The organism is Mesorhizobium sp. M0626, from assembly GCF_040320665.1.
GTDB lineage: Bacteria > Pseudomonadota > Alphaproteobacteria > Rhizobiales > Rhizobiaceae > Mesorhizobium.
In genome coordinates this window covers 17,681-41,488 of sequence record NZ_JAMYQD010000032.1, presented here as the reverse complement: position 1 = coordinate 41,488, position 23,808 = coordinate 17,681, and the positions used below count along the sequence as shown (strand labels likewise).

General features: G+C 60.2%; 22 protein-coding genes and 1 pseudogene. 15 read left to right on the top strand and 8 right to left on the bottom strand.

The genetic code is table 11. From position 1 onward, the window contains the following. The first annotated feature begins 1,223 nt into the window (after nt 1-1,223). Nucleotides 1,224-1,979, top strand: coding sequence for a Crp/Fnr family transcriptional regulator (locus NKI37_RS29815; RefSeq protein ID WP_352544304.1), 756 nt, complete (start codon nt 1,224-1,226; stop codon nt 1,977-1,979). A 537-nt stretch (nt 1,980-2,516) separates the two neighbouring features. On the opposite strand, the gene NKI37_RS29810 is transcribed toward NKI37_RS29815, so the two are convergent. The 7 genes from NKI37_RS29810 to panB form a co-directional block, all read right to left on the bottom strand. Continuing rightward, the gene (locus NKI37_RS29810; RefSeq protein ID WP_352512937.1) at nt 2,517-3,491 is read right to left on the bottom strand and encodes a hypothetical protein; all 975 of its coding nucleotides are present in this window, start codon (nt 3,489-3,491) and stop codon (nt 2,517-2,519) included. 170 nt (nt 3,492-3,661) lie between these two features. Further along, on the bottom strand, nt 3,662-4,072 hold the full coding sequence (locus NKI37_RS29805; RefSeq protein ID WP_023673629.1) for a DUF2285 domain-containing protein: 411 nt from the start codon (nt 4,070-4,072) through the stop codon (nt 3,662-3,664). 58 nt (nt 4,073-4,130) lie between these two features. After that, a complete protein-coding gene (locus tag NKI37_RS29800; protein ID WP_352498917.1) occupies nt 4,131-4,505 on the bottom strand; it encodes a transcriptional regulator domain-containing protein in 375 nt (124 codons plus the stop codon). A gap of 22 nt (nt 4,506-4,527) precedes the next feature. Next, a complete protein-coding gene (locus tag NKI37_RS29795; RefSeq protein WP_023707030.1) occupies nt 4,528-5,160 on the bottom strand; it encodes an acyl-homoserine-lactone synthase in 633 nt (210 codons plus the stop codon). A 92-nt stretch (nt 5,161-5,252) separates the two neighbouring features. Next, complete coding sequence (locus NKI37_RS29790) at nt 5,253-5,978, bottom strand: LuxR family transcriptional regulator (protein ID WP_352544303.1); 726 nt, start codon at nt 5,976-5,978, stop codon at nt 5,253-5,255. Nucleotides 5,979-6,071: 93 nt separating this feature from the next. Beyond that, nucleotides 6,072-6,935: a pantoate--beta-alanine ligase gene (gene panC / locus NKI37_RS29785; protein ID WP_023740408.1), complete on the bottom strand. Its 864-nt coding sequence runs from the start codon at nt 6,933-6,935 to the stop codon at nt 6,072-6,074. After that, nucleotides 6,932-7,792, bottom strand: coding sequence for a 3-methyl-2-oxobutanoate hydroxymethyltransferase (gene panB, locus NKI37_RS29780; protein ID WP_023707031.1), 861 nt, complete (start codon nt 7,790-7,792; stop codon nt 6,932-6,934). Before panB ends, panC begins: the two co-directional genes overlap by 4 nt. A gap of 162 nt (nt 7,793-7,954) precedes the next feature. Between panB and NKI37_RS29775 the strand changes: the two genes are divergently transcribed. The 11 genes from NKI37_RS29775 to groL all read left to right on the top strand — a co-directional run bounded on the left by NKI37_RS29775 (nt 7,955) and on the right by groL (nt 19,945). Next, nucleotides 7,955-8,923 carry an NUDIX hydrolase gene (locus tag NKI37_RS29775; RefSeq protein WP_023673634.1) on the top strand — a complete coding sequence of 323 codons (969 nt, stop codon included), beginning with the start codon at nt 7,955-7,957 and terminating at the stop codon, nt 8,921-8,923. A gap of 67 nt (nt 8,924-8,990) precedes the next feature. Then, entirely contained in the window at nt 8,991-9,965 is a 975-nt protein-coding gene (nadA, locus tag NKI37_RS29770) for a quinolinate synthase NadA (RefSeq protein WP_352544302.1), read from the top strand. Beyond that, nucleotides 9,962-11,503 (top strand): L-aspartate oxidase, encoded by a 1,542-nt coding sequence (locus NKI37_RS29765; RefSeq protein ID WP_352544301.1) that lies wholly within the window; start codon nt 9,962-9,964, stop codon nt 11,501-11,503. Before nadA ends, NKI37_RS29765 begins: the two co-directional genes overlap by 4 nt. Next, nucleotides 11,503-12,357: a carboxylating nicotinate-nucleotide diphosphorylase gene (gene nadC, locus NKI37_RS29760; protein ID WP_352447893.1), complete on the top strand. Its 855-nt coding sequence runs from the start codon at nt 11,503-11,505 to the stop codon at nt 12,355-12,357. The genes NKI37_RS29765 and nadC overlap by 1 nt, the downstream gene beginning before the upstream one ends. Nucleotides 12,358-12,449: 92 nt before the next feature. Further along, nucleotides 12,450-13,463 carry a biotin synthase BioB gene (bioB, locus tag NKI37_RS29755; RefSeq protein ID WP_031203143.1) on the top strand — a complete coding sequence of 338 codons (1,014 nt, stop codon included), beginning with the start codon at nt 12,450-12,452 and terminating at the stop codon, nt 13,461-13,463. Then, nucleotides 13,460-14,611 (top strand): 8-amino-7-oxononanoate synthase, encoded by a 1,152-nt coding sequence (locus NKI37_RS29750; RefSeq protein ID WP_023740402.1) that lies wholly within the window; start codon nt 13,460-13,462, stop codon nt 14,609-14,611. The genes bioB and NKI37_RS29750 overlap by 4 nt, the downstream gene beginning before the upstream one ends. Then, nucleotides 14,608-15,243 carry a dethiobiotin synthase gene (gene bioD, locus NKI37_RS29745; RefSeq protein ID WP_023673640.1) on the top strand — a complete coding sequence of 212 codons (636 nt, stop codon included), beginning with the start codon at nt 14,608-14,610 and terminating at the stop codon, nt 15,241-15,243. The genes NKI37_RS29750 and bioD overlap by 4 nt, the downstream gene beginning before the upstream one ends. Then, nucleotides 15,243-16,508: an adenosylmethionine--8-amino-7-oxononanoate transaminase gene (locus tag NKI37_RS29740; RefSeq protein ID WP_023673641.1), complete on the top strand. Its 1,266-nt coding sequence runs from the start codon at nt 15,243-15,245 to the stop codon at nt 16,506-16,508. The genes bioD and NKI37_RS29740 overlap by 1 nt, the downstream gene beginning before the upstream one ends. After that, entirely contained in the window at nt 16,505-17,488 is a 984-nt protein-coding gene (gene bioZ / locus NKI37_RS29735) for a 3-oxopimeloyl-[acyl-carrier-protein] synthase BioZ (RefSeq protein ID WP_023685574.1), read from the top strand. Before NKI37_RS29740 ends, bioZ begins: the two co-directional genes overlap by 4 nt. Nucleotides 17,489-17,920: 432 nt before the next feature. Beyond that, complete coding sequence (gene groES / locus NKI37_RS29730) at nt 17,921-18,217, top strand: co-chaperone GroES (protein WP_019863563.1); 297 nt, start codon at nt 17,921-17,923, stop codon at nt 18,215-18,217. Nucleotides 18,218-18,280: 63 nt separating this feature from the next. Then, on the top strand, nt 18,281-19,945 hold the full coding sequence (gene groL / locus NKI37_RS29725) for a chaperonin GroEL (RefSeq protein ID WP_352791529.1): 1,665 nt from the start codon (nt 18,281-18,283) through the stop codon (nt 19,943-19,945). Between the two features lie 11 nt (nt 19,946-19,956). Here the strand turns inward: groL and NKI37_RS29720 are convergent, their stop codons facing one another. Further along, nucleotides 19,957-20,430 carry a hypothetical protein gene (locus NKI37_RS29720; RefSeq protein WP_352791531.1) on the bottom strand — a complete coding sequence of 158 codons (474 nt, stop codon included), beginning with the start codon at nt 20,428-20,430 and terminating at the stop codon, nt 19,957-19,959. Between the two features lie 263 nt (nt 20,431-20,693). On the opposite strand from NKI37_RS29720, the pseudogene NKI37_RS29715 reads away from it, so the two are divergent. The 3 genes and pseudogenes from NKI37_RS29715 to NKI37_RS29705 all read left to right on the top strand — a co-directional run. Then, nucleotides 20,694-21,079 (top strand): annotated as a pseudogene (locus NKI37_RS29715) (DDE-type integrase/transposase/recombinase); the annotation flags it as partial. A gap of 1,053 nt (nt 21,080-22,132) precedes the next feature. Further along, nucleotides 22,133-23,143, top strand: a complete 1,011-nt coding sequence (locus tag NKI37_RS29710) for a PLP-dependent cysteine synthase family protein (protein ID WP_352791533.1) — start codon at nt 22,133-22,135, stop codon at nt 23,141-23,143. Nucleotides 23,144-23,176: 33 nt separating this feature from the next. After that, the gene (locus NKI37_RS29705) at nt 23,177-23,800 is read left to right on the top strand and encodes a class I SAM-dependent methyltransferase (RefSeq protein WP_352791535.1); all 624 of its coding nucleotides are present in this window, start codon (nt 23,177-23,179) and stop codon (nt 23,798-23,800) included. Nucleotides 23,801-23,808 lie beyond the last annotated feature (8 nt).

The window sequence follows — 23,808 nt, the reverse complement described above, 5'->3', positions numbered from 1 at the left end:
CGATTGGAACACAGGCGCCTGTGTAGTTAGGGTCGCAGGATTCTTGGCCATGAGCGCTGCTGATGAAGGACGCCAGACCCAGAGCGACCGCGCCTAGACGATGAAACCGCATCAAACACCCGCCAGCTAACACCCAAGAAATCTTAGCGGGCATTTTAGCTCCATGCAATATTAGCGCTGGCTTGGGCGCCTATATATCACCACCAAGCTCCAAAGAGATAAGTTATTGCCCCACTGCAATGATCAAGATCGCGTTGAGGGTCGCGCGATGGCGGGCTACTTGATTTCGGTTTGGCAGATGCGTGGCCAAAGACCGACGCGTGCTGCCAGGCATATGCATCTTCGGCGGGGTTTGACTTTTGATATTGCTAGGCAGGAAAGTCGCTAGCTGTACAGACCAGCTTATTACCGAGGTCGAGAATCCTAGTACCGATCGGTGGTAGTGCATCCACAGCAGTCTGATTTGACAGCCGTCGTCGAGCCGGAGTTCGCATCGCCCTCTGCGGTGAGGCCTCCGTAAGCGTCTGCGACGACCGACAGAGTCGACAAGCACGCGCTTCGTTCAGCGCCCCGAGGTGATCATGGCTGAAAGCGGCCCTACAAGGGCGGCCGATAGTAGCCTTCAAGGCCTACAAGAGGCAAACGCTGTGGAATCGTGTGCAGGGCGAGGTCGGCGGTCCCGAAGGAGCATAAGAAGAACAAGGCCGAATGGCTGAAGCCGGGACTGGTCCGCCGGTCACGAGGTCGGAGGGCGAAGAGAAGCTGCGCCTCGCGAGGCTACGGATTTCTGGGAGGATAACCAAAGAGCGCGGCCAGTCTTAGGTATATTGTACGATTGTTACCCAAGCGGCGGCCGCATGGACTCTCATCATCTTGGAACTACATTGCCAGAATGGCACAGCTCTTTGAATCCGCCCCAATGAGCGCTTCATTTCAGATGATCGTGGACCACTATGAGACAGCGGTTTCACTCCAGGAGCGCATTGTAACTCGCGCTCGACAAGTCGGCTTGGCGACCAAAAGCGATGACGAATTTCTGGAGCATCTGAATGCCGCGTTAGAGCGGGTGCGCCAAAGCTTGGCTCGGGCCGATTAACGTAATTGATTAAAAAATGGGACATCCGCGGTCGGCAGGCATACAGTGTGCCATCGACGGCAACTCTAAGGGCGTCCGTCGGCTGTGAGCGATCAACATGCTTCCGCCCCAATAGGGAGAGGGAGCTATGACAGACTCCAGTTCACAAACTCACACTGCCGCGCAACGCGACACCGGCCAAAATTCGATCTATCGCAATTCGCTGCTGCTTCGAATGTGCTCGGCAGATTTGGCATTGCTGCAACCTCATTTCGAAAGCGTCTCCCTTGGGCTGAAGACGCATCTCGAAGTGGCGGGGTCACCAATCAGCACCGTGTACTTCTTCGAGAGCGGTCTCGGGTCAGTGGTGGGCGAGCTGCGGCCTGGTATCGAAGCTGAGATCGGAATCATTGGTTGTGAGGGCATGACCGGCACAGCGCTTATCATGGGCGATGACCGGTCAACGCACGATTGTTACGTCCAATTAGAAGCCCGAGCCTTTGTTATCGACGCGGGCCTCTTCACCAAGGCGCTTCTGACAAGCCCAACCTTGCGAACCTTTCTGCTCCGCTACGTTCACTACTTTCACCTCCAGGCAAGCTTCACCGCGCTCAGCAATGCCCGGATGAACATAGTCGACAGGCTCTCAAGATGGCTGGTGATGTGTGATGATCGCGTCGACGGGAACAGCTTTGCGATTACGCACGAGTTCTTATCAGTTATGCTCGGTGTCAGGCGGCCCGGCGTCACCATAGCGCTGCAAACCTTGGAGGGCCAAGGTCTGATACGCTCAATGCGAGGAGAGGTAGTCATTCTTGATCGCGCGCGTCTAATTGCGCTGGCAGATGGGTCATATGGCAGGGCCGAAGCCGAATACGCTCGGCTAGTCGGCAAACTGCATTGATCGCAGGCGCCGCGGCGTCCGTAGCGCCGCGACGGTGATCGCCAACGAATGTGCTCGAACAGGAGATGGTCGATCTCCTGCATTGGAGTCACGTAAGCCGCCTAGACAGAGCCTTCACCGCCGACGTTGCCGAGCATCGGGATCCAAGACGAAGCTGTCATGCCGGCACCGCTGCATGCGCCGCGCGAGGAACAAACCGCCCCTCGCCTTCGTTCAGGATCCCGAAGCACGATACGGCTGTGCACCACCTTCCGGCCACTCAAAGGAGACCCGAGACGACTTGGTCCGTAAAGGAGGTTTCGAAGAGCATCTGAGGCTTCGCGCGGCAGGCGATATCGAGGAGGATCTCTTGGGCGCACTGCCATCTAACCTCGATTAAACAGGCACTGATGCGCTGGCTGGAGCAATGGCGAGACTCATTGCACCAGCCAAGTTCAGGGCATGTGCAGACAACCGCTTTTGGCCCGGAACAGATCGATTGGCGGCATAGCCTTATCTTCCCTCACAACGGGAAGGCTGTTTCGGGCCTTTTCGAAATCAGCGGATCACAGGCTCGCCATGGAAGCGGCGGCGCGATGGAGGAGAAACGCCGAAGCCAACTTCCATCATCAGCCGTGGCCTGTGCGACGGCACGGTGCCCATATGGAACCCGAACGGATCCTCGACGAAACCGAAACCGGCCTTGCCGGTCAGCGTGACCGGACTCTGCTTGCCGTAGACGTCCAGAACCTCTTGCGCTGGATGGCCGACGACAAGCGTAAATTGGTGCTTGAGGGCGCGGCGATCATGGCTGCCGCGAACATAGATATGCGGGCCGGTCCCCTCGTCGACGGGCACCAGATAGAAAAAGAACTTCAGCATCCGCCAGTCGTCCAGGTCGAAGTGGTATTTGCCGAGCGAAGCCAGGTTCTTGTCCGCGTCCGACGCCTGGCCGGTCGGGAAGCTCCACCAGACGCGCGTCGTGATCAGCGTCGCCTGGCCGCCGAGATAGTGCGCCGCGATATCCATGAGCAGCGGATCGTTTTGGATGGCAACGGCCGACTTACAGCCCAGAATGCGCTCGAAATAATGGCCGCTGAGCAACGGACGGCCAAATCGCGCCTCAGCCTCCGCATGCTCCGCCGGCATGAACTCGAGTCGGCGATCGAAATTGCCGAAACAAGGTGTGCACCTGGCGAATGCGGCTACATCTTCAGCCACCATTGCAGGCAGGACAAGGCCGGGAAAAAGCCCATCCATCCGCAGCGCGTCGACAACGTCGTGGCAATTGACACCGGCAAACATCGTGTCCTGGGCTCTTTGCGGCCTTCGGACCGGCTTTGCACCACGCCAGTGCATTCTCCGTGCCGGCATGGTGCGCGCCAACATGAACATGGGCAGCCACGCCGGGTTCTCGCGAATATCCGACAGGTAGGTCGGAATGCGTACGGCTATGCGACGCAGCATGCTGCCGTTTCGCGCGATTGTCTCAAGGCTTGCAGCGCCGGCTTTGTCGGAGTTCATAACGGTCATCGGGGTCCTCAGGTCATGAATGCACTTATCGACGAAGTTGGGTCCCGGTGTTTCGCCGAAACCCGATTCGCCGCGGAAGAACTAGGCGCTTGCCACGTTTTGTGCAACGCACCATTGCAGTGAGAAAATGGAGGTTGCGCGTTCGTATAAGACAATCGCAACCACTCCAATTACCTCAGGAACTGTCTGTAGCCGCCGCCCATCAGGTAGCGGCCGCGTTGGATGGCGCGACGTACCTGATCGCGAAGATGGCCGCCTGGATGACGCCAATCTTCTTCGACACGGCGTCTCCCGAACAAGGCAATGGCGACCTCCTGATGAGATGCTCCCGCCAGCGAGCCATCCAAAGCCTGCAGTACAATACGCAGACGCGCTCCGCGGTGTTCCGGCGGAAAGCAAGCAGCTGACACGCGGCGGCAATCATTGATGTCGTTCAGGAACTGAAGGGCAGCGACATGGAACTTGAGGTGCTGCGGCTGAAGGATCGCGTCGACATATAGCCGCAACGGGCGGAGGACGGACGCACCGGAAACGGCGATCTGCAGACTCCGGCAGTTCTCCCTCAGCAGCACGTGCTGCATGCCCGCAGCTGTCAGCAGGATGTCCTTGCAGCATGAGAGCGAAGAAAGGTGAAGCGGTTCAAAATCGTGGTCGAGCCCCAGCGGCTCCGCGGCCGCTCGTAGAATACAGGCGCAATCGCGCGGATCCCAAAAGACCCTCGCCGATGTAGCGTCCGACTGTGGCGCGTCCGCGAAAAAGGAGGCTCCATTGTCTTAGGAAAGCTGATTCTGTCGTCAACTCGATTATCTTCATGTCGGCCTGGGTTCCGACAAAGCAGGCGGACGGTGCCATTTTGGCGTGGTCGCGCTGGAATTGTGGATTGCGCCGAAGAAACTCCCAGGCCCAGCCAGTGCGTGGCAATCGTCTGGCGTAGTGGTAAGCGTCCTGGCGACGCCAGTCCGGCCAGCATACAAGGCCGACCGTCGCTTCCTTGGACAAACCAGCATCCTTCATGGCACAGGTGTCCACAATGGCGCTATGCTGACGGGCCTAGAACCGGTTGCCACAGTACCGGTCCGCTCAGACGTCCCCTGCTGCGGATGCGCAAAAGGCTCGCGTGGGAAATCTCGAGAAACCCAGCCACCGCCTCCGTTTTGCCGACGCACTTGGGTTCTCCGATGCGCGACAATGGCCACGTAGCAAGGCGGAGGATCCGCTCCATGCGCGTGTCCGTCACCGTTACGATCCGGGTCAGATCCTTGGCCAAGCCGAACTCGATCATGCCCGCGAAGAGCTCGTAGGTCGCCTGGGCCAGCCCGCCCGCTGCCTTGGGCGCCGACGGAGGAAGATCGAGCGCGAAACGACTGCTCTCCCATATGTCGGTGGTCGAGGGCACGACGTCAGCACCCAGCAGCACCGGGAAGGTGTCGCGCAACATTGTGGGTCCGGTGCTGGGCAAAAGACGCACGCAACCGCGAATTCGCCAGTCGGATCCTTTGAGGAGCAGATAGACAGGCTTGAGAGCATCAAACGGATCGGATTCCATCTGGTCTTCGGTATCAACTTCCCAATCGAGCCTTTCCTTGAACACCCGAAACCTGAGCCCGTGCATCTCTTTGAGCTCGCCTGCAAAATCACTGTAAAAGTCTGGTGCTATCAGTTGCATCATGGTCGCCTCCATGTGGGATGTGTTCCCGCCATCGAAGGGCAAAGCTGACAGCGATGCAGCCTGTAGAGGTTTACAGGTATCGTGGCTGAGAATCAGGATCTCGTCAGGCCGGAGGCAGCCATTCGTGCAACGGCTTGGTTGATCGTTCGAACGCCAAACTTTGCCTTGGCGTTTTCCAGATGAAAGGTCACGGTGCGCTTTGAGACGCCGAGAAGCTGGCTAGTATCCCAAGCCGACTTGCCGCGCGCCGCCCATTTCAGGCACTCGAACTCCCGCGGGGTGAGCGTTACACCATCCACCACGCGATGATCGGCGAGCCTTCGCCGGACATGGATATGAAAGTTGATGGCCACCAGCTGCAATGCTTTTTCGTAACGTGCCAGTGACCGCAACAGAGGCGGACGGGACTCGTCGGAAGCAAAGGTCAGGGCAGCAAACCGGCCGAGATGATCATGCATGGACATCGTCAGGCCGCCGCAGATGCCAAACTCAGCCGCACTCTCTAGAATTTGTTGCTGCGAATTCGGCAGACCGTGCCGAGCGCGATCCACACCCCAATCGAATGTATCCCAGCCTTGCAGCCCGCGCAGGATGACCGGATCGAGACTGTGGTACCGCTGTTGCAGATAACGTGACGTCCAGGATGAAGGATAGTTTGAAATCAATTGGGGGGCGTCGCCGGAGGCTGACGGGTAGGTGAAATAGGCGAATAGCGGGAAGTCGAAGCCGGCTGCAGCGGAGACCATTGCCTCACAGAGATCGGCAGCATCAACACTTGCAGACAGTTGCTCGACGAAGTTCTCAAACACGCGATGCATGTGTCCTGTGCGTAACCTCCGTAACGCTCAATGCCAGGCAGAGACCTTGTTTTAGATGATCCCGGACGAATACGGCGCGTGCCGAGAACGTGGCTAATCTGTTGAACCAATCCGAAATAGTCTGACGTTGTCTATGAGCCGTGTGCCGCCGAGCCAGGCGGCGGCAAGCAACCGTGCCGGTCGATCGAGGCTTGTTATCGGGTGCAGATCTGCCTCATCGCGAAGTTCCAGGTATTCGACCTCGCGATAGCCTGCAGCCAGAATTGCTGCGCGAGATTCTGCAAGCGTTGGCAGGATGGGTGAGCCGCGCTCAAGCCGCTCAGCCGTCTTGAGCAGGACCGATGATAGCTTGGGAGCAACAGCGCGTTCCGCTGGCGAGAGCCGCACATTGCGCGATGATAGCGCAAGACCGTCGGCTTCACGGACTGTCGGACAGGCAACAATGGTGATTGGAATATCCAGATCCCGGGCCATGCGCCTGACCAGGTGAATTTGCTGAAAGTCCTTTTCGCCAAAGAAGCCGAAGTCAGCGCTGGTCTGCAGGAAGAGCTTGGCGACGACGGTCGCCACGCCGTCGAAATGCCCCGGCCGGAATGTACCGCACAGGCCTTCGCTGACACCGCAAACCGAAACGGTGGTGGCGAAGCCCGCCGGATACATCTCCTCTGCATCTGGCGCATAAAGCAGGTGCGCGCCAACCGGTGCCAGTTTGGCGGCATCCTCGTCCTCGGTGCGGGGATACGCGGCAAGATCGGCCTGGCTGTTGAATTGCTTCGGGTTGACGAAGAGCGTCACTATCACACGGTCTGCCTTCTCGAGTGCAGCGCGCACCAGGCTGAGATGGCCCTCATGCAGGACGCCCATCGTTGGCACCAGGGCTATCCTCACACCTTCGCAGCGCCATGCGGCGACGCTTTCGCGAAGCTGGTCAACGCTCCTGACGATCGGCACGCTCACGCTGCTTCTCCGCTCTTGGTGGCGTCCGTGTCGGCGGGCTTGGGCGCATCGGCAAACACGTGCTCTGCGGCGGGAAACTGGCGCTCCTTCACCTCGCGCGCATAGGAAGCGATCGCAGCCGCGGCCGCCTCCCGGAGTTCAGCATAGCGCTTGACGAACTTGGGCCGGAAGTCGCCGAAGAGGCCCAGCATGTCGTCGACGACGAGAATCTGGCCGTCACAGGCTGCCGAGGCACCGATGCCAATGGTCGGGGTCGCCACCTCCTTGGTGATCCGGCGGGCGAGCGCCTCAGGAACCTTCTCCAGGACGACCGCAAAGGCGCCCGCCTCGCCCACCGCAATTGCGTCGCGCCTGATGCGCTCGGCATCCCCGCCCCTGCCCTGTACGCGGTAGCCACCGATGGTGTTGATGGCCTGCGGCGTCAATCCGACATGGGCCATGACGGGCACGCCGCGTGCGGCGAGGAAGCCGATCGTCTCTGCCATCGCTTCGCCGCCTTCCAGCTTGACGGCCGTGCAGCCGGTCTCGGCCATGACGCGCGCGGCATTGCGGAAAGCCTGCTCTGGGCTTTCCTCGTAGGAACCGAACGGCAGGTCGACCACCATCAGCGCCTGCTTGATGCCACGGCGCACCGCCTGGCCGTGCGTGATCATCATCTCCAGCGTGACACCGAGCGTCGAGGGCAGGCCGTGGAGAACCATGCCGACGCTGTCGCCGACGAGCACCACATCACAATGGGGATCGACAAGCCGGGCGACTGGGGTGGTGTAGGCGGTAAGGCAGACGAGCGGCGTCCCACCTTTGCGCGAACGAATATCCGGCGGTGTGATCGCCCTGGTGTCACCATAAGCGCTCATGGGACCCTCCTTCCCCTACGTTACCAGCTGCGGCTGTCGCCTTTGGCACATTTTTGTGCAGGTGCGAAGAGCAAAAAAATGGCCATGCAGCTGCGGGGTGTTGACGTGCCAATTGGCACGCTTACACTAAATCGATTAAGGTGCCCCCGAGTTGGCCAAATAATGGACGATCAGGCAATAGGACTCAGGAAAGACAGAGCCGCGGGCAAAGCCGACAACGTCAAAGTGGACTTGATCGCCTTTGTGGTCGCCGTAAACGGCAGTCAACCCTGTGTCCTCACCATCGGCCAGGCGGACACCTTGCCCTCCGGTCCCTTTGCGCTTGAGCACCGATCGCTGCAATCCGGCTTGAGGGGGTGGGTCGAGCAGCAAACCGGCCATCGGCTGGGGTACATTGAGCAACTCTACACGTTCGCGGATCGGGATCGCATCGGCGCCGAGCGCCAGCAGCGCGTCATCTCCATCAGCTATCTCGCATTGACGCGCAAGGAACAGGCAGCGGGCTCGCCCAAGTGCGGATGGCAGAGTTGGTATGAATATTTTCCATGGGAGGACCACCGCTCCGGCACGCCTGCGGTCGTGCTGGACGTTCTGCGGCCGCGCCTGATCGAATGGGCAAACGGGGTTGGCGATTCGGCCACGCGACGTGAACGCTGGCAGCGGGCGACGATAGCCTTTGGCTTCGACGACCGCCTTTGGAACGAGGAACTCACGCTTCAACGCTATGAGTTAGTCTACGAAGCAGGCCTGGTCCAAGAGGCCGTAAGAGGGCGGGACGCAGGACCCCCGCCGCTGGTGCCCAGCAAGTCCATGGTCGCCGATCATCGCCGCATCGTGGCGACCGGCATTGCGCGGCTGCGCTCCAAGATCAAATACCGCCCAGTCGTCTTTGAGCTGATGCCGCCGGTCTTCACGCTTTTGCAGCTGCAGCGAACCGTGGAGGCGCTCGCCGGCAGGCTCATCCACAAGCCGAACTTTCGCCGACTGATCGAACAGCAGGAGCTGGTCGAGGAGACCGGAGAGGCCACCACTGAGACCGGCGGCCGGCCAGCGAAGCTTTTCCGTTTCCGCCACGCCGTTCTCGACGATAGGCTCATCGCCGGGACAAAATTGCCGCTGGCGCGGGGTTGACATCCCTTATACTCACAGCAAGTATATGCTGGTTATTTTCAGTTAGAGTATAAGCGGGAGGGGGTCTATGGGCGCCATGCTGCCTACGGCCGCGTTGCTCTACGAGCGCGTCCGACGAGTGATCCCGCCGATCGAATGGCCGGCTTTCGCCGAGGATATCGAGGCGATCCTTGCGCTGAAGCGCGAGCGCAACGCGATCATCCTGGCGCACAACTATCAGACGCCCGAGATCTTCCACTGCGTGGCCGACATCGTCGGCGACAGCTTGGCACTAGCCCGCACGGCCGCGACGGTCGAGGCGCAAGTCATCGTGCTGGCCGGCGTCCATTTCATGGCCGAAACGGCCAAGCTCCTTAATCCGGGCAAGACCGTGCTCATTCCGGATCTCAGCGCCGGTTGCTCGTTGGCGGACTCAATCACGGCAGAAGACGTGCGCTTGATGCGCCAGCGTTATCCCGGCGTTCCGATCATCACTTATGTAAATACGTCCGCCGAAGTGAAGGCCGAGTCGGATATCTGCTGTACATCCGGCAACGCCAAGGCGGTCGTCGAATCCCTTGGGGTTCCCCGGGTGATCATGTTGCCGGACGAATATCTGGCCCAGAATATCGCCGCCCAGACAGATGTGCAGATCATCGCCTGGAAAGGGCGTTGCGAGGTGCATGAGCGCTTTACACCGGCCGACATTCGCGAGTTGCGCGAAAGCCATCCCGGCGTGGTCGTGCTCGCCCATCCCGAATGCCCGCCCGACGTCGTGGCTGAAGCCGATTTTTCCGGCTCGACGGCTGCCATGTCCGACTATGTCGAAAGGCAAAGGCCGCCACGTGTCGTGCTGATGACGGAATGCTCAATGAGCGACAACGTCGCGTTAGCGCACCCAGAGGTCGAGTTCATCCGGCCCTGCAATTTGTGCCCGCATATGAAGCGGATCACGCTTGCCAACATCCGCACGGCGCTCGAGCAGAACCACCATGTCGTAACCGTCGAACCCGGGATCGCCGGGCGCGCGCGGCTAGCGGTCGAACGGATGCTGGCAGTTTGAGCGCCGACCCCCGCAGCTTCTTCGGGCGGCCCATCATCATCGGCGGCGGCATCGCCGGACTGATGACCGCGCTTCAACTGTCGCCGGAGCCGGTGCTTCTTCTGTCAAGGTCGCTGCTGGGAGCTGACAACTCGAGCACCTGGGCCCAGGGGGGCCTGGCTGCAAGTTTCGGCGAAGACGACGATCCGGCAATGCACCTGGCCGATACGGTTGCCGCCGGGGATGGTCTCTGCGACAGAGCCGTGGCGAGCCGCATCCTCCAAGCCGCGCCCAAGGCCATAGAGGGGCTTGCGGGCTTTGGGGTTCGCTTTGACCGCACGCCGGAAGGATCACTGTTCCTCGGATTGGAGGCCGCACACAGCCGACGTCGCATCGTTCATGCGCATGGGGACGGCACCGGGCGTGAGATCATGCGTGCGCTGATCGCGGCTGTGCGTTCCACTCCGTCGATAGTTGTCGTGGAGGGCGTGGAAGCGCGCCGGCTCGCCGTGCGAGAGAATGCGATCCGAGGCGTCTGGGCGAGCTGTTCGATCGCACCTTTCTTCTTCGGCTCACGGCGGGTCGTCCTCGCCACCGGTGGCATCGGGGGACTGTTTTTCGACACCACGAACCCTTGGGGCAGTTGCGGACAAGGCCTTGCGCTTGCGGCCCGCGCTGGAGCTGTCCTAGCCGACCTCGAATTCATCCAGTTCCACCCGACCGCGCTTGACGGCCCAGAACGCCCAATGGCGCTGGTCAGCGAGGCTGTGCGAGGCGAAGGTGCTGCCCTGATCGATGAAACCGGCCAGGCTTTTCTCCAGAGCGTGCCAGGGGCGGAACTTGCGCCTCGCGATGTCTTGGCCCGCGCCGTGTGGAACCACCTTGCGGACGGCCACCATGTTTTTCTCGATGCCCGACAACGGCCAGGCCCGGCATTCGCTCGACATTTCCCGACAATCGCATCAGCCTGCCTTGGAGCCGGCATCAATCCCGCGCGCGATCTCATCCCCATTCGTCCGGCCCAACACTACCACATGGGTGGCGTTGCCGTGGACAGCTCGGGCAGGACCTCCGTCAAGGGGCTGTGGGCCTGCGGCGAAGTCGCTTCGACAGGACTGCATGGCGCCAACAGGCTCGCCAGCAATTCCTTGACCGAGGCAATCGTGTGCGCCCGCTGGGTCGCTGAAAGCGTCGCCGGAACGCCTGCGCGCAGAACAAGGCCTGCGTTTGCGAACGTTTACCCACCGCCCGCTCCGATAGCCGTGCGCGTTTTTCTGTCGCGCGCACTCGGCATCGTCCGGGATGGTCAAGCGTTGAAAGCAGCCGCGCGTGCCTTATTGCCGCTCGCCGAAAGCAAGGATGCGGTCTCGGATCCGGCGGCTGTCGGGCTAATGATTGCTGTTGCCGCCTTGTTGCGCGAAGAAAGCCGCGGCGCTCATTACCGGACAGATTTTCCTCATCATGCGACTGCCGCCCGACGGTCCGAAATCACGCTCGAAGCCGCCTTGGCGGCTGCGCGGGAACTCGGACACTCGCCAAGCTCCGAAGGTGCAAAGTGATGATGCTCTCACCGCTCCCCACGGTCCTGCTTGAGCCGCTTGTACGGGCATCTCTTCTTGAAGACCTTGGCAGAGCCGGCGACTTGACCACGGACGCCATCGTCCCGAAGGAATACCAAGCGGGAACCGTGTTGGTGGCGCGACAGTCCGGAGTTGTCGCCGGCATCGATCTGGCGATGCTCGCTTTCGGCATGATTGATCCTGGTGTCGAAATCTCCGTGGAGCGGACAGACGGCTGCAATGTCGTGGATGGAGAGGTCATTGCATCAGTGGTTGGCCCGGCCCGAGCCATTCTCACAGCGGAAAGGACGGCACTCAATTTTTTGTGCCATCTGAGCGGCATCGCCACAGCAACGGCATCGATCGTCGCTGCGGTTCGTGGATATGGCGCGAAGATCGTCTGCACCCGCAAGACAACGCCCGGATTGCGGGCAGTCGAAAAGTATGCCGTGCGCGCAGGTGGCGGGTCCAATCACCGCTTCGGCCTGGACGATGCAATTTTGATCAAGGACAACCACATCGCCATCGCAGGCGGCGTCCGGCCAGCGCTCGAGCGAGCACGAAGAGCGGCCGGTCATCTCGTCAAGATCGAAGTCGAAGTCGATACTCTGGCCCAGCTGGAGGAGGTACTTGGCTTCGCTCCCGATGCGGTTCTGCTCGACAACATGTCCCTCCCCGATCTTCGCCGCGCCGTCGCAATGGTCGGTGGCCGCGCTATCACCGAGGCTTCTGGCGGGATCACGTCGCATACAGCGCGAGCGGTTGCCGCGACCGGCGTTGATCTGATTTCGGTCGGCCGACTCATCCACAGCGCGCCGATCCTGGATATCGGCCTCGACCATCGGGGCTCATGATTGTCTGAGTAACGAACAGGATTGGGTCAACTGTCCTTTCCGATCATCATAGTCAGATAGCAAAGACCCGCAAGACAGACCGGAGGAACAGCATGGAGATGCAAACGGCAAGTTCAACGCAGACACCGCCACAGGCCAAATCTCTTGACCCCCCTGACCCTGGAGCGTGGACCTTGGAGAAGGCTCAGGCACTTTACCATGCCCCCTTCAACAATCTCCTCTTCCTGGCGCAAACGGTGCACCGCCAGAATTTCGATCCAAACAAGGTCCAGCTCAGCCGGCTGCTCAGCATCAAGACCGGAGGATGCCCGGAGGATTGTGGCTATTGCAGCCAGTCGGCGCGTCACGAAACCGGGTTGGAGGCGTCCAAGCTGATGGATGTCAGGCGCGTCATCGCCGAAGCGACCAAGGCGCGTGATGCCGGCGCCACCCGTTATTGCATGGGCGCGGCCTGGCGAAACCCCAAGGCGCGCGACATGGATGCGGTGGTGGCGATGGTCGAAGGCGTCAAGGCGCTGGGCCTGGAGACCTGCATGACACTCGGCATGCTCGATCTTGAGCAAGCCGCTCGACTGAAGCAGGCGGGCCTCGACTACTACAACCACAACATCGATACGTCAGAACGCTACTATAGCGAGATCATCGGTACGCGGAGCTTTGCCGAGCGGCTCGAGACGCTTGACCACGTTCGCAAATCCGGCATCAAGGTCTGCTGTGGAGGCATTGTCGGCATGGGCGAGGAGCCGGTGGACCGGATCGACATGCTGGTGACGCTGGCCAATCTGCCGGAACATCCGCAAAGCGTTCCGATCAACATGCTGATCCCGATCGCCGGTACGCCGCTTGCAGACGCCAAGCCCATTGAGCCGATCGAATTCGTGCGCGTGATCGCGCTGGCGCGCATCATGATGCCGAAATCGCATGTCCGTCTGTCCGCCGGCCGCACTGCGATGACTGACGAGATGCAGGCGCTGTGCTTTTTTGCCGGCGCCAACTCGATCTTCTTCGGCGACACGCTGCTGACGGCGGACAATCCCGGTGAGGACAAGGATACCCTGCTGTTCCGGCGCCTTGGCATCGATCCGATGGAACTCGAGGCGCAATGAACGGGGCGCCGCTTGCCCGTTATGATGCGACCTTGCAGGGGCTAGCGCGCAAGGACCGGCTGCGGACGCTTTCGCCCCGCGCCGGGCTGGACTTCTCGTCGAACGACTATCTCGGGCTGGCCGCGTCCAGAAGACTTGGCGATGCGGTTGTGGCGGCGATTGCGCGGGGCACGCCGGTTGGCGCCACCGGGTCGCGGCTGTTGCGCGGCAATGCACCGGAACACGAGCAGCTCGAGGCAGACGCGGCGGCATTCTTTGGAGCCGACCGCGCGCTGTTCTTCGGCAGCGGCTACATCGCCAACTTCGCTCTGCTGAGCGCCCTGCCGCAGAAGGGCGATCTTTTGGTTGTCGATGAGCTCGCCCATGCCAGCATGCATGAGGGTGCGCAGGCCGGGCGCGCACAGTTCGTGCTGGCCGCGCACAACGACGCCACCGCTGTCGAGGATGCGATTACACGTTGGCGCGTCGCAGGCGGCATGGGATGCGTCTGGATCGCGGTGGAAAGCCTTTACAGCATGGATGGCGACTGCGCGCCTTTGGAGAGCCTGGTCGCACTTGCCGATCGGCACGGCGCATTCATCGTCATTGATGAGGCGCATGCCACCGGCGTCTGGGGACCGGATGGCCGGGGGCTTGCCGCCGCTTTCGAGGGCCGCGACAACATCATAGCGCTCCACACCTGCGGCAAGGCGCTCGGCGCATCTGGTGGGCTCGTCACCGGGCCGAGGGCACTGTGCGAATATCTGATCAACCGTTGCCGGCCATTCATCTACGCAACCGCGCCATCGCCACTGATGGCGGTCGTGGCGCGCGAGGCACTCGCAATGCTCGCCGACGAGCCTATGCGGCGTGTTCAGCTGCATGAACGCGTCGCCAGCGCCGGCCGGTTGGTCAATCGCTGGGGTGTGACACCAAGTGGCTCTCAGATCCAGCCCTTAGTAATCGGCGATGTCAGGCGCACCATGGCAGTGGCGGCGCGCCTTCAGGCCCGCGGCTTCGACATACGCGGCGTTCGTCCTCCGACCGTGCCCGAGGGCACGTCGCGGCTGCGCATCTCACTGACGCTCAATATTGGCGAAGCCGACATTTCCGCCATGGTCGAGGCGCTGGTCGAGGTGTTGGCCCAAACATCACCGGAGGCGATATGACCCAACGCATCGTCATCACCGGAACGGATACCGGAGTTGGCAAGACCGTGTTTGCGGCTGGGCTCGCCGGTTTGCTGGACGGCTTTTACTGGAAACCGGTGCAATCGGGCCTCGACGGCGAGACCGACAGCGAGGTTGTCGCGCGGCTTGCCGGCTTGCCCTCAGAGCGCGTGCTGCCGGAAGCCTACCGCTTGCGGAGCCCGCTGTCGCCGCATCGTTCGGCCGAGATCGACGGCGTGGCGATCAAGGCTGCCGATCTTGCTTTTCCCGTCCTACCGACGCCGCTCGTCATCGAAGGCTCCGGCGGCCTAATGGTGCCGCTCAACCGGCGCACAAGGTTAATCGACATCTTCGCTGAATGGCGGCTGCCCGTTATTCTGTGCGCCCGCACCACACTCGGCACCATCAACCACACCTTGCTATCGGTCGAGGCGCTCCGCGCCCGCTCCATCCCGTTGGCGGGCATCGCTTTCATCGGCGATGAGATGGCCGATACGCAACGGACCATCGTGGAATTCAGCGGTGCCCCGCAGCTCGGCAGGCTGCCGCACCTCGATGTGCTGACGGGCAAAACACTGAGGGACGCAATGGTTGCCGGCTTCGCCTTCGCCTCGATTACTGGAGGTGACTGATGTCGCAGTCTCATGTGTGGCATCCCTTCACCCAGCACGCACTCGAGCCTGCGATCCCAGAAATCGTCCTGACTGAGGGCGCCTATCTCCACAGGGCCGACGGCGCCCGCATCCTGGACGCCATCTCCTCCTGGTGGGTCGTCACACATGGCCACCGCCATCCCCGCATCATGAAGGCAATCGAGACAACCGCGTCGAGCCTCGACCAGATTATCTTTGCGGGCTTCACGCACGAGCCGGCAGAGCGCTTGGCCAAGGCGCTTGTCGGCCTCGCTCCCGCTGGACTCGACTGGGTGTTCTATTCCGACAGTGGCTCGACCTCAGTCGAAGTCGCGCTGAAGATGGCGCTCGGTTATTTCCGCAACATCGGCGCGCCGCGCTCGCGCATCGTCGTCATGGAGCACAGCTATCATGGTGACACGATTGGAACGATGAGCGTCGGTGCGCGTGGCGTGTTCAACGCCGCCTATGAACCCTTGCTGTTCGAGGTCGACATCATCCCCTTTCCGGCCGCGGGGCACGAGCAGGAGACGCTGGATCGTTTCGAGGCTGTGACCCGCGATCGACGAGCCGCAGCCTTGATCGTCGAGCCGCTGGTGCTGGGCGCCGGCGGCATGCTGATGTATCCAGCATCGGTTCTGGCCGAATTGAAGAAGATCACTGAGGCCTCCGGCTCGCTGCTGATCGCCGACGAGGTGATGACCGGCTGGGGACGCACCGGAACCATGTTCGCCTGCGAGCAGGCATCGATTTCTCCAGATATCCTGTGCACCTCCAAAGGCTTGACCGGCGGCACCATCCCGCTGGCCGTAACGCTTGTCACCGATGCCATCTTCCGGGCGCACTATTCCGAGGACCGGAAGAAGACGTTTTTCCATTCGAGCTCCTACACCGCCAATCCGATTGCCTGTGCGGCAGCACTCGCCAATGTCGAGATCTGGCGCGACGAGCCAGTGGCCGGGCGGATCACGGCATTGAGCGTGATGCAGGCCGTCGGGCTGCAACGCTTTCGGGACAATCCATATTTTGCCGACTGTCGAGCCACGGGAACGATCGCGGCGCTCGACCTGCGAACCGGTTCAGCAGGTTATCTCGCCGAGATTGGTCCGAAGCTGCGCGCTTTCTTCCTCGAGCGCGGCCTGCTTGTGCGCCCGCTCGGCAATGTCCTCTACCTTCTGCCACCCTATTGCATCGCAGGCGACGAGCTCGAACGACTCTATGACGCCATCGAGGAGGCCGGGGAACGCTTCGGGTCAAGGCCATGAGCAAGTCGTCGCGCATTCTCGGACTTGGCCATCACGTGCCTGGGCGCAAGGTGGCCAATGCCGAGATCGAGAGCAATCTCGGCCTCGAGCCGGGCTGGATCGAAAGGCGTACCGGAATCCGTTCGCGCTTCTGGGCAACGGACGAAGACACGCTGTCGGGTCTTGCCACCCGGGCTGGCGACATGGCGCTGGTGAACGCCGGTATTGCGCGCCACGACATCGGTCTGCTGTTGCTTGCCACCTCGACGCCCGACCATCTTCTGCCGCCAAGCGCGCCGCTGGTCGCACACAAGCTTGGCCTTGGCCGCGCCGGCGCGGTCGATCTGACCGGCGCCTGCGCCGGCTTCATCTATGCGCTCATGTTTGCGGACGGGTTCACCCGCCTGCATGGCAAACCAGCGCTGGTCATCGCCGCCAACATCCTCAGCCGCCGCATCAATCCAGCCGAGCGCGCGAGCTCAGTCTTGTTCGCCGATGCCGCCGGCGCCCTGGTGATCGGTCAGTGCGATGATGCTGATCGGGGCATTCTCGGTGCCTCGGTGGCTTCGGACGGCTCGCGCTACGGGCTGATCCAGATTCCCGCAGGAGGAAGCAACACGCCGTTCCATGGCGACCTCGACCTCGGGCAGACCCGGATGACGATGACCGACGGGCCCGAAGTGTTCGCAAAGGCCGTCGAGATGATGACCGATTGCTCGACAGCCGCGCTAGCCACTGCGGGAGTGCGGCCACACAATGTCGGCCGGTTTGTGCCGCATCAGGCCAATACTCGGATTTTCGGCGCGGTCGGAAGAAACCTCGGCATTGCGGACCAAGCAATTGTCAAGACGATTGCCGAATACGGCAACTCTTCGGCCGCGACGGTCCCGCTGTCGCTCTCGCTCGCCAACCAGATGAAGCCATTCCAGCCAGGAGAGAAAATCCTTCTGGCGGCGGCGGGTGCGGGTCTCAGCGGCGGCGCTCTCGTGGTTGGAATCTAGCCGGCCGGCTCACGCGCGCAGGATTGGTCATGAATGGCAATAGGAGCAACAGAACCAATGCCAAAAAATGGCCTTCTGAAGCTCGACATGACCAAGCTGACGCAGCACGACCCGTGCGAGCCTCTGGATGAGTTCAAATGCAACACCCGTTGCACCAATCGTACCATCTGAATAAAGCTCAATTACAAAGGGTGAGCCGCCCCATATATGTCGGATACCCGACATTGTTCACATAAAAGGCTCGATGCTTACACGCTCTTTGCTGGCTGCTCTTTGCTGTCTTCTCTTTTCTCTTTGCTCTTTGCTCTTCCGTCTTGACTAGCAGGAGCCTGCGGCTTATCTCATTGCCGCGTTAGCACTCGCTTCGGCTGAGTGCTAGGCATGCTCCGGCAACGGAGCACCGTTCAACATCCGCACCAAGGAAATCCAAAAATGGCAAAGTCGAATTTCCGGCCGCTGCATGACCGCGTGGTCGTACGCCGGGTCGAATCCGAATCCAAGACCGCCGGCGGGATCATCATCCCGGATACGGCGAAGGAAAAGCCGCAGGAAGGCGAGATCATCGCCGTCGGCTCCGGCGCTCGCGACGAAGCCGGCAAGCTGGTCCCGCTGGACGTCAAGGCCGGCGACCGCATCCTGTTCGGCAAGTGGTCGGGCACCGAAGTCAAGCTCAATGGCGAAGACCTTCTGATCATGAAGGAATCCGACATTATGGGCATCATCGGCTGATTATCGGCCTCACCGTCAACTGAATTTCGGGCTTGATCGCAAGCCCCTGCCAGGAGCTAAAAAATGGCTGCCAAAGACGTAAAATTCTCCCGCGACGCCCGCGAGCGCATGCTTCACGGCATCAACATCCTCGCCGACGCGGTGAAGGTGACCCTCGGTCCCAAGGGCCGCAACGTCGTCATCGACAAGTCGTTCGGCGCACCGCGCATCACCAAGGACGGCGTCACCGTCGCCAAGGAAATCGAACTTTCCGACAAGTTCGAAAACATGGGCGCGCAGATGATCCGCGAAGTTGCTTCGAAGACCAACGACATCGCCGGCGACGGCACCACGACCGCGACCGTTCTGGCGCAGTCGATCGTCCAGGAAGGTAACAAGGCGGTTGCCGCCGGCATGAACCCGATGGACCTGAAGCGCGGCATCGACCTGGCCGTGACCGAAGTCGTCGCGGCTCTCGGCAACGCTGCCAAGAAGATCAAGACCTCCGAGGAAGTTGCCCAGGTCGGCACGATCGCCGGCAATGGCGACGAGTCGGTCGGCAAGATGATCGCCGAAGCGATGCAGAAGGTCGGCAATGAAGGCGTCATCACGGTTGAGGAAGCCAAGACCGCCGAGACCGAGCTGGAAGTCGTCGAAGGCATGCAGTTCGACCGCGGCTACCTCTCGCCCTACTTCGTCACCAACGCCGACAAGATGGTTGCCGAGCTCGAGGACGTCTACATCCTCCTGCACGAGAAGAAGCTTTCCAACCTTCAGGCCATGCTGCCGGTTCTCGAAGCCGTCGTGCAGACCTCCAAGCCGCTGCTCATCATCTCGGAAGACGTCGAAGGCGAGGCTCTGGCCACGCTGGTCGTCAACAAGCTGCGCGGTGGCCTGAAGATCGCCGCCGTCAAGGCGCCGGGCTTCGGTGATCGCCGCAAGGCCATGCTGGAAGACATCGCCATCCTCACCGGTGGCCAGGTCATTTCGGAAGACCTCGGCATCAAGCTCGAGAATGTCGGCCTCAACATGCTCGGCCGCGCCAAGAAGGTGTCGATCTCCAAGGAGAACACCACCATTGTCGACGGCGCCGGCAAGAAGGACGAGATCCAGGGCCGCGTTGCCCAGATCAAGCAGCAGATCGAAGAGACCACGTCGGACTACGACAAGGAGAAGCTGCAGGAACGTCTGGCGAAGCTCGCGGGCGGCGTCGCGGTGATCCGCGTCGGCGGCGCGACGGAAGTCGAAGTCAAGGAAAAGAAGGACCGCGTCGATGACGCCCTCAACGCGACCCGCGCGGCCGTGGAAGAAGGCATCGTTGCAGGCGGCGGCGTCGCTCTCCTGCGCGCTTCGGCCGACATCAAGGTCACCGGCGTCAATGCCGACCAGGCCGCCGGCATCAACATCGTTCGTCGTGCGCTGCAGGCTCCGGCCCGTCAGATCGCTTCGAACGCAGGTGCTGAAGCTTCGATCGTTGCCGGCAAGATCCTCGACAACAAGGGCGCGACCTACGGCTACAACGCCCAGACCGGCGAGTATGGCGACATGATCGCCATGGGCATCGTCGACCCGGTCAAGGTCGTTCGTACCGCTCTCCAGGACGCGGCTTCGGTCGCCGGCCTGCTCGTCACCACCGAAGCCATGATCGCGGAGGCTCCCAAGAAGGAGTCGGCTGGCGGCGGCATGCCTGGCGGCATGGGCGGCGGTGGCATGGGCGGCATGGGCGGTATGGGCGGTATGGATTTTTAATCCAGCCCCTATCAACTTACAGCGGAAAGGGCGGCAGCAATGCCGCCCTTTCCTTGTGTGCCGAACATGATCGACACCATGGAGTGCATCCCGAGGATCTCGTTCGAGCCTTGCGCACCAACGCACATGGAGGAAAAACGCTCGGCCAGAAGGTTCGCTGACACGACCGTTTCGTCCGCCGAATCCGTTGTGGAGACGGTCGCATCTGGCATTTCGGCCGGCGAAGCTGACACGTTGACCGGCAAGCTGGCTCGATCGGATGCGTCAATTGCCACCGACAGGTTGCCGAGCGTTCCCGAGGGCTTTGCACGCCAGACAGCACTGGGCGCCTCAGCGCCGAAGGTTCGCGCCAGTACGTTCGCCACGTCCGAAGCCCGCCGGTACAGCAGTGGACGCACGTGAATGTTTGCCGTCGCCTGCGGCGCACTATCCAGTTTGAGGACCGCCTGGCGGACCTGCTTGAGAGCCGCAGGATCTTCTGCCACGACCAGAATACCATTCAGTCGCTCTAGCGCCGCAAATTGGACAATCCTTCCTTCTTGCCCATTCCGCGTAAACAACAAACCGACAGCAGGACCGGCCGCGATTGGCGCGCCAAGTCTATGGCGGCTTGGCAACTTTGTTTAAAATCCAGCGATTTGTACGCGGGCGTCCAGCAAACGGCCGTCAGCATCAACCGCACTCTCAGGCATCGGCACGGTGGTATCGCATTGATTGAGGGGTAAGGAGTTGTAGCAGCAGCGCGCCTATGACAGTGAGTGCACCGACCTACAAGAACCACCGCTGTCCGATCGAATCGTAGCCCGCGTTGTCTGGCTCTACTTCCCCTTCAATCTGAGCTTGCGCGCGGTCGAGGAAATGTTGCTTGATCGCGGGATCCGTCGTTCCTACGAGACCATCCGCCTATCGTGCCGAAAGCACGGCCCTGGTTATACGCGCCGCATACGCCGCAAGGCGCGGACGAAAGACGATATCTGGCACCTCGGTGATGTCGTGGTGCGCATCAACGGTCAGAAATGCTGGTTGTGGATAGCGGTTGATCATGACGGCTATGTGCTCGGCGAGATCGTCCAGACGCGCCGCAACACCAGGGCCGCGAGGCGTCTGCTGACGCGACTTCTACGAAGCAGGGGTGCCCCCAACCCGTATGATCACCCCGATGGCCTTGAAGGTTGGCTGCGCGAGAGGTTGATTCCGCATCGCCGCAATGCGGACGTGGTGCGCCAGGACTTTTTGACCGAGCAAGGCGTGGCAGTTGGCCCGCGAACGCTGCAACGTGCCGTGCAGCCGTATCGCGTTGTGCTTCAAACATTATGTCGGGAATCGGACCACGCGAGATCAACTGTTGGTGTGCGAAACGGCTCGCATTCCGCCCTGACCGGGCGAGCCGGGACGCCTCAGGCTGGCACGACGTTTGCTTGGTAAGGGCTGGACCGGGACATCGGTTCATTAACGAGAGGAAGTGATGCATGACCGGTGTTGCCGCAGCGTTTCTATGCCCCTCAAGCAATTTAGGGGCGACGGCTTATGATCGGCTCAAGCACATGGTCCCGAAACTTGCACATCGTGGGCAGGCGGGAGTCAGTGTTGCCGCTTTCACGCAGAAGGACGGTATTCGATATGCGAGAGCGCCTCAATCATCATGGGATTCACTGCGGATTGAGCACTATGAACAGGATTCCACTTTCAGGCCCCATGTTGCAATCGCCCATCTCCATAGCCAATGTGACCGAATCAACGATGACCGCGACGTTCAACCAAGTCACAAGAATGCGGCACCAGCCGCCACCTGGCAAACGCTTTGGATGGAGCGTTGGTCAACGGCAGCGAGCTCAGGGAAGAATTGCCTGCCCAGGGCCACAGGCCAGACGACGACACACGTGCTGAGCTCTTGCTCAACTTGATTGACCGCTCTTTGAAGACTATCGGCTGTACGGTCCGCTCATCGACTGCGAAAACATCTTTCGCGACATTGACGGTCGTATCGATGGCGCGATCACCGCGCTTCTCCTGGATGAGACGGAAAATCTGGTTGCATAGCGTAATCGATGTGGTTTGCGGTCCTGGAAACTATGCAAGTGGACGACGGGTTCTTGCTCTTTGCTTCGGAAATTGTGCGTTTGTGGGTCAGGGGAAGCCCCCCAGTGAATCCACAGGTGGAATGCAACGGTTAAAATGGAGACGGTCGTGACGAATGCACAAGAAAAGGCCGGGGCCCACGCTCCGCGCGCGCCCATCCCGTCGAAAGAAATAGCCGGCCTTATCGGAAATACACCGCTTGTAAGAATAGGAAGTCTTACTGCCCATGTATCTCACAATCTTTGGGCCAAATGTGAATTTATGAACCCGACGGGTTCCGTAAAGGATCGGGCCGCAATTGCGATGATCCGAGCAGCAGAGCAAGCCCGGCAAATTGTGCCTCATACATCGGTCCTGGTCGAGGCAACGGCAGGAAATACAGGAGTTGGATTAGCAGCAGTGGCCGGGTCACAATACCGCTTGAAGTGTGTTCTTACTGATAAATTTGGTCCAGACAAAGTCAACTTGTTGCAAGCGTGGGGCGCTGAAGTAATAATCTGCCCGTCTAACGTGGACCATTCCGACCCACAGTTCTGGCTAAATACGGCGCAATCATTGGGCAACGAAGACCATCATTTTTATATTGATCAATTCAGCAACCCGGCTAACCCGGAAGCACACTATCGCACTACGGGTCCTGAGATTTGGGAACAAACATCCGGGAAAATTGACGCGGTCGTCGCAGGCTTCGGTACGGGGGGCACTCTGATGGGAGTAGCTCGTTTTTTGAAAGAGAGAAGGCCGGAAATAAGGATCATAATTGCTGATCCAATTGGCAGTATTCTGAGATGTCCGCCGGAAGAACTCACTCCAAAACCATACCTCGTGGAAGGAATTGGAAGCTCCTTTTTTCCTACATTGTTTGACCCAACGCTTGTCGATCAAGTCATCAGCGTGTCCGACGTGGAGTCTTTTGAAATGTGCATTAAATTGGCGCGGCAGGAGGGGCTCTTCGTCGGAGGCTCTGCCGGGTGCGCGGTTGCGGCTGCTGTTAAGTACCTTTCCTGTTCGTCGAACCGACCCGCTAATATTGTGACTATTCTACCGGACGGTGGTGACAGATATATTTCCACGATATATTCGCCAAAATGGCGACAGGAGAAATGTCAAATGATCTAGGCCAAGCGTCCTGGTCCTTTTTGAGGAAAATTAATGGTGAATATTGAAGAAAAACTGAACCGGTGGTATGACGAAGGTCATTACTACTATCTCGACTCAGATGAGGCGCGGATTCTGTATATGCACGCGGGGAAGATTATATCGGATAGCAATTGTAAGAAGGTCCTTGATATCGGAGCCCATCACGGAAACGTAGTTCCTCATCTTAATCACGAAACGTTGGAGAAATACCTTGGTATAGATATTTGTTCTAGAGCAGTTGAGGAGGGGGCAAAAAGGTACTCCAGCGACCGAAGGATTCATTTTTCTGTGGTGGACTGGAATGATGTTGACAAGATTGGTAATCTTGGTGCGTTCGACGCGTTGTACCTCAGCGGCGTTCTTTTCTATATTCCTGAACCGAAAGACGATTTCATTGAATCTATGGTTCGGGCGACCGGTGCGCGATTAGTAGTAATTCAGGATCTGGCCATCACTGATCTAACTAGCATTCGCCAAGCTCGCGAGGCTTTTTACGACGAGGGCTATTTTATAGACTTCGACTTTCCTCCCATTGAATGGGGATCTGAATGGCGGGAGAGGTTCGAATGGAACAAGGATTGGAGCGTTAACATCCTTAAGGAACGAACGCTTCTTGCTTTCAATACTCAGGTGTGACTCGTGCT

What these genes read in the sequence shown, in the direction of transcription:
- groL (WP_352791529.1), top strand. Translation starts at nt 18,281, where the DNA reads ATGGCTGCCAAAGACGTAAAATTCTCCCGCGACGCCCGCGAGCGCATG.
- NKI37_RS29815 (WP_352544304.1), top strand. Translation starts at nt 1,224, where the DNA reads ATGACAGACTCCAGTTCACAAACTCACACTGCCGCGCAACGCGACACC.
- NKI37_RS29805 (WP_023673629.1), bottom strand. Translation starts at nt 4,072, where the DNA reads ATGCAGCACGTGCTGCTGAGGGAGAACTGCCGGAGTCTGCAGATCGCC.
- bioD (WP_023673640.1), top strand. Translation starts at nt 14,608, where the DNA reads ATGACCCAACGCATCGTCATCACCGGAACGGATACCGGAGTTGGCAAG.
- NKI37_RS29740 (WP_023673641.1), top strand. Translation starts at nt 15,243, where the DNA reads ATGTCGCAGTCTCATGTGTGGCATCCCTTCACCCAGCACGCACTCGAG.
- NKI37_RS29810 (WP_352512937.1), bottom strand. Translation starts at nt 3,491, where the DNA reads ATGACCGTTATGAACTCCGACAAAGCCGGCGCTGCAAGCCTTGAGACA.
- NKI37_RS29750 (WP_023740402.1), top strand. Translation starts at nt 13,460, where the DNA reads ATGAACGGGGCGCCGCTTGCCCGTTATGATGCGACCTTGCAGGGGCTA.
- bioZ (WP_023685574.1), top strand. Translation starts at nt 16,505, where the DNA reads ATGAGCAAGTCGTCGCGCATTCTCGGACTTGGCCATCACGTGCCTGGG.
- NKI37_RS29775 (WP_023673634.1), top strand. Translation starts at nt 7,955, where the DNA reads ATGGACGATCAGGCAATAGGACTCAGGAAAGACAGAGCCGCGGGCAAA.
- nadC (WP_352447893.1), top strand. Translation starts at nt 11,503, where the DNA reads ATGATGCTCTCACCGCTCCCCACGGTCCTGCTTGAGCCGCTTGTACGG.
- NKI37_RS29790 (WP_352544303.1), bottom strand. Translation starts at nt 5,978, where the DNA reads ATGCATCGCGTGTTTGAGAACTTCGTCGAGCAACTGTCTGCAAGTGTT.
- NKI37_RS29795 (WP_023707030.1), bottom strand. Translation starts at nt 5,160, where the DNA reads ATGATGCAACTGATAGCACCAGACTTTTACAGTGATTTTGCAGGCGAG.
- nadA (WP_352544302.1), top strand. Translation starts at nt 8,991, where the DNA reads ATGGGCGCCATGCTGCCTACGGCCGCGTTGCTCTACGAGCGCGTCCGA.
- groES (WP_019863563.1), top strand. Translation starts at nt 17,921, where the DNA reads ATGGCAAAGTCGAATTTCCGGCCGCTGCATGACCGCGTGGTCGTACGC.
- NKI37_RS29705 (WP_352791535.1), top strand. Translation starts at nt 23,177, where the DNA reads ATGGTGAATATTGAAGAAAAACTGAACCGGTGGTATGACGAAGGTCAT.
- NKI37_RS29800 (WP_352498917.1), bottom strand. Translation starts at nt 4,505, where the DNA reads ATGAAGGATGCTGGTTTGTCCAAGGAAGCGACGGTCGGCCTTGTATGC.
- panB (WP_023707031.1), bottom strand. Translation starts at nt 7,792, where the DNA reads ATGAGCGCTTATGGTGACACCAGGGCGATCACACCGCCGGATATTCGT.
- bioB (WP_031203143.1), top strand. Translation starts at nt 12,450, where the DNA reads ATGGAGATGCAAACGGCAAGTTCAACGCAGACACCGCCACAGGCCAAA.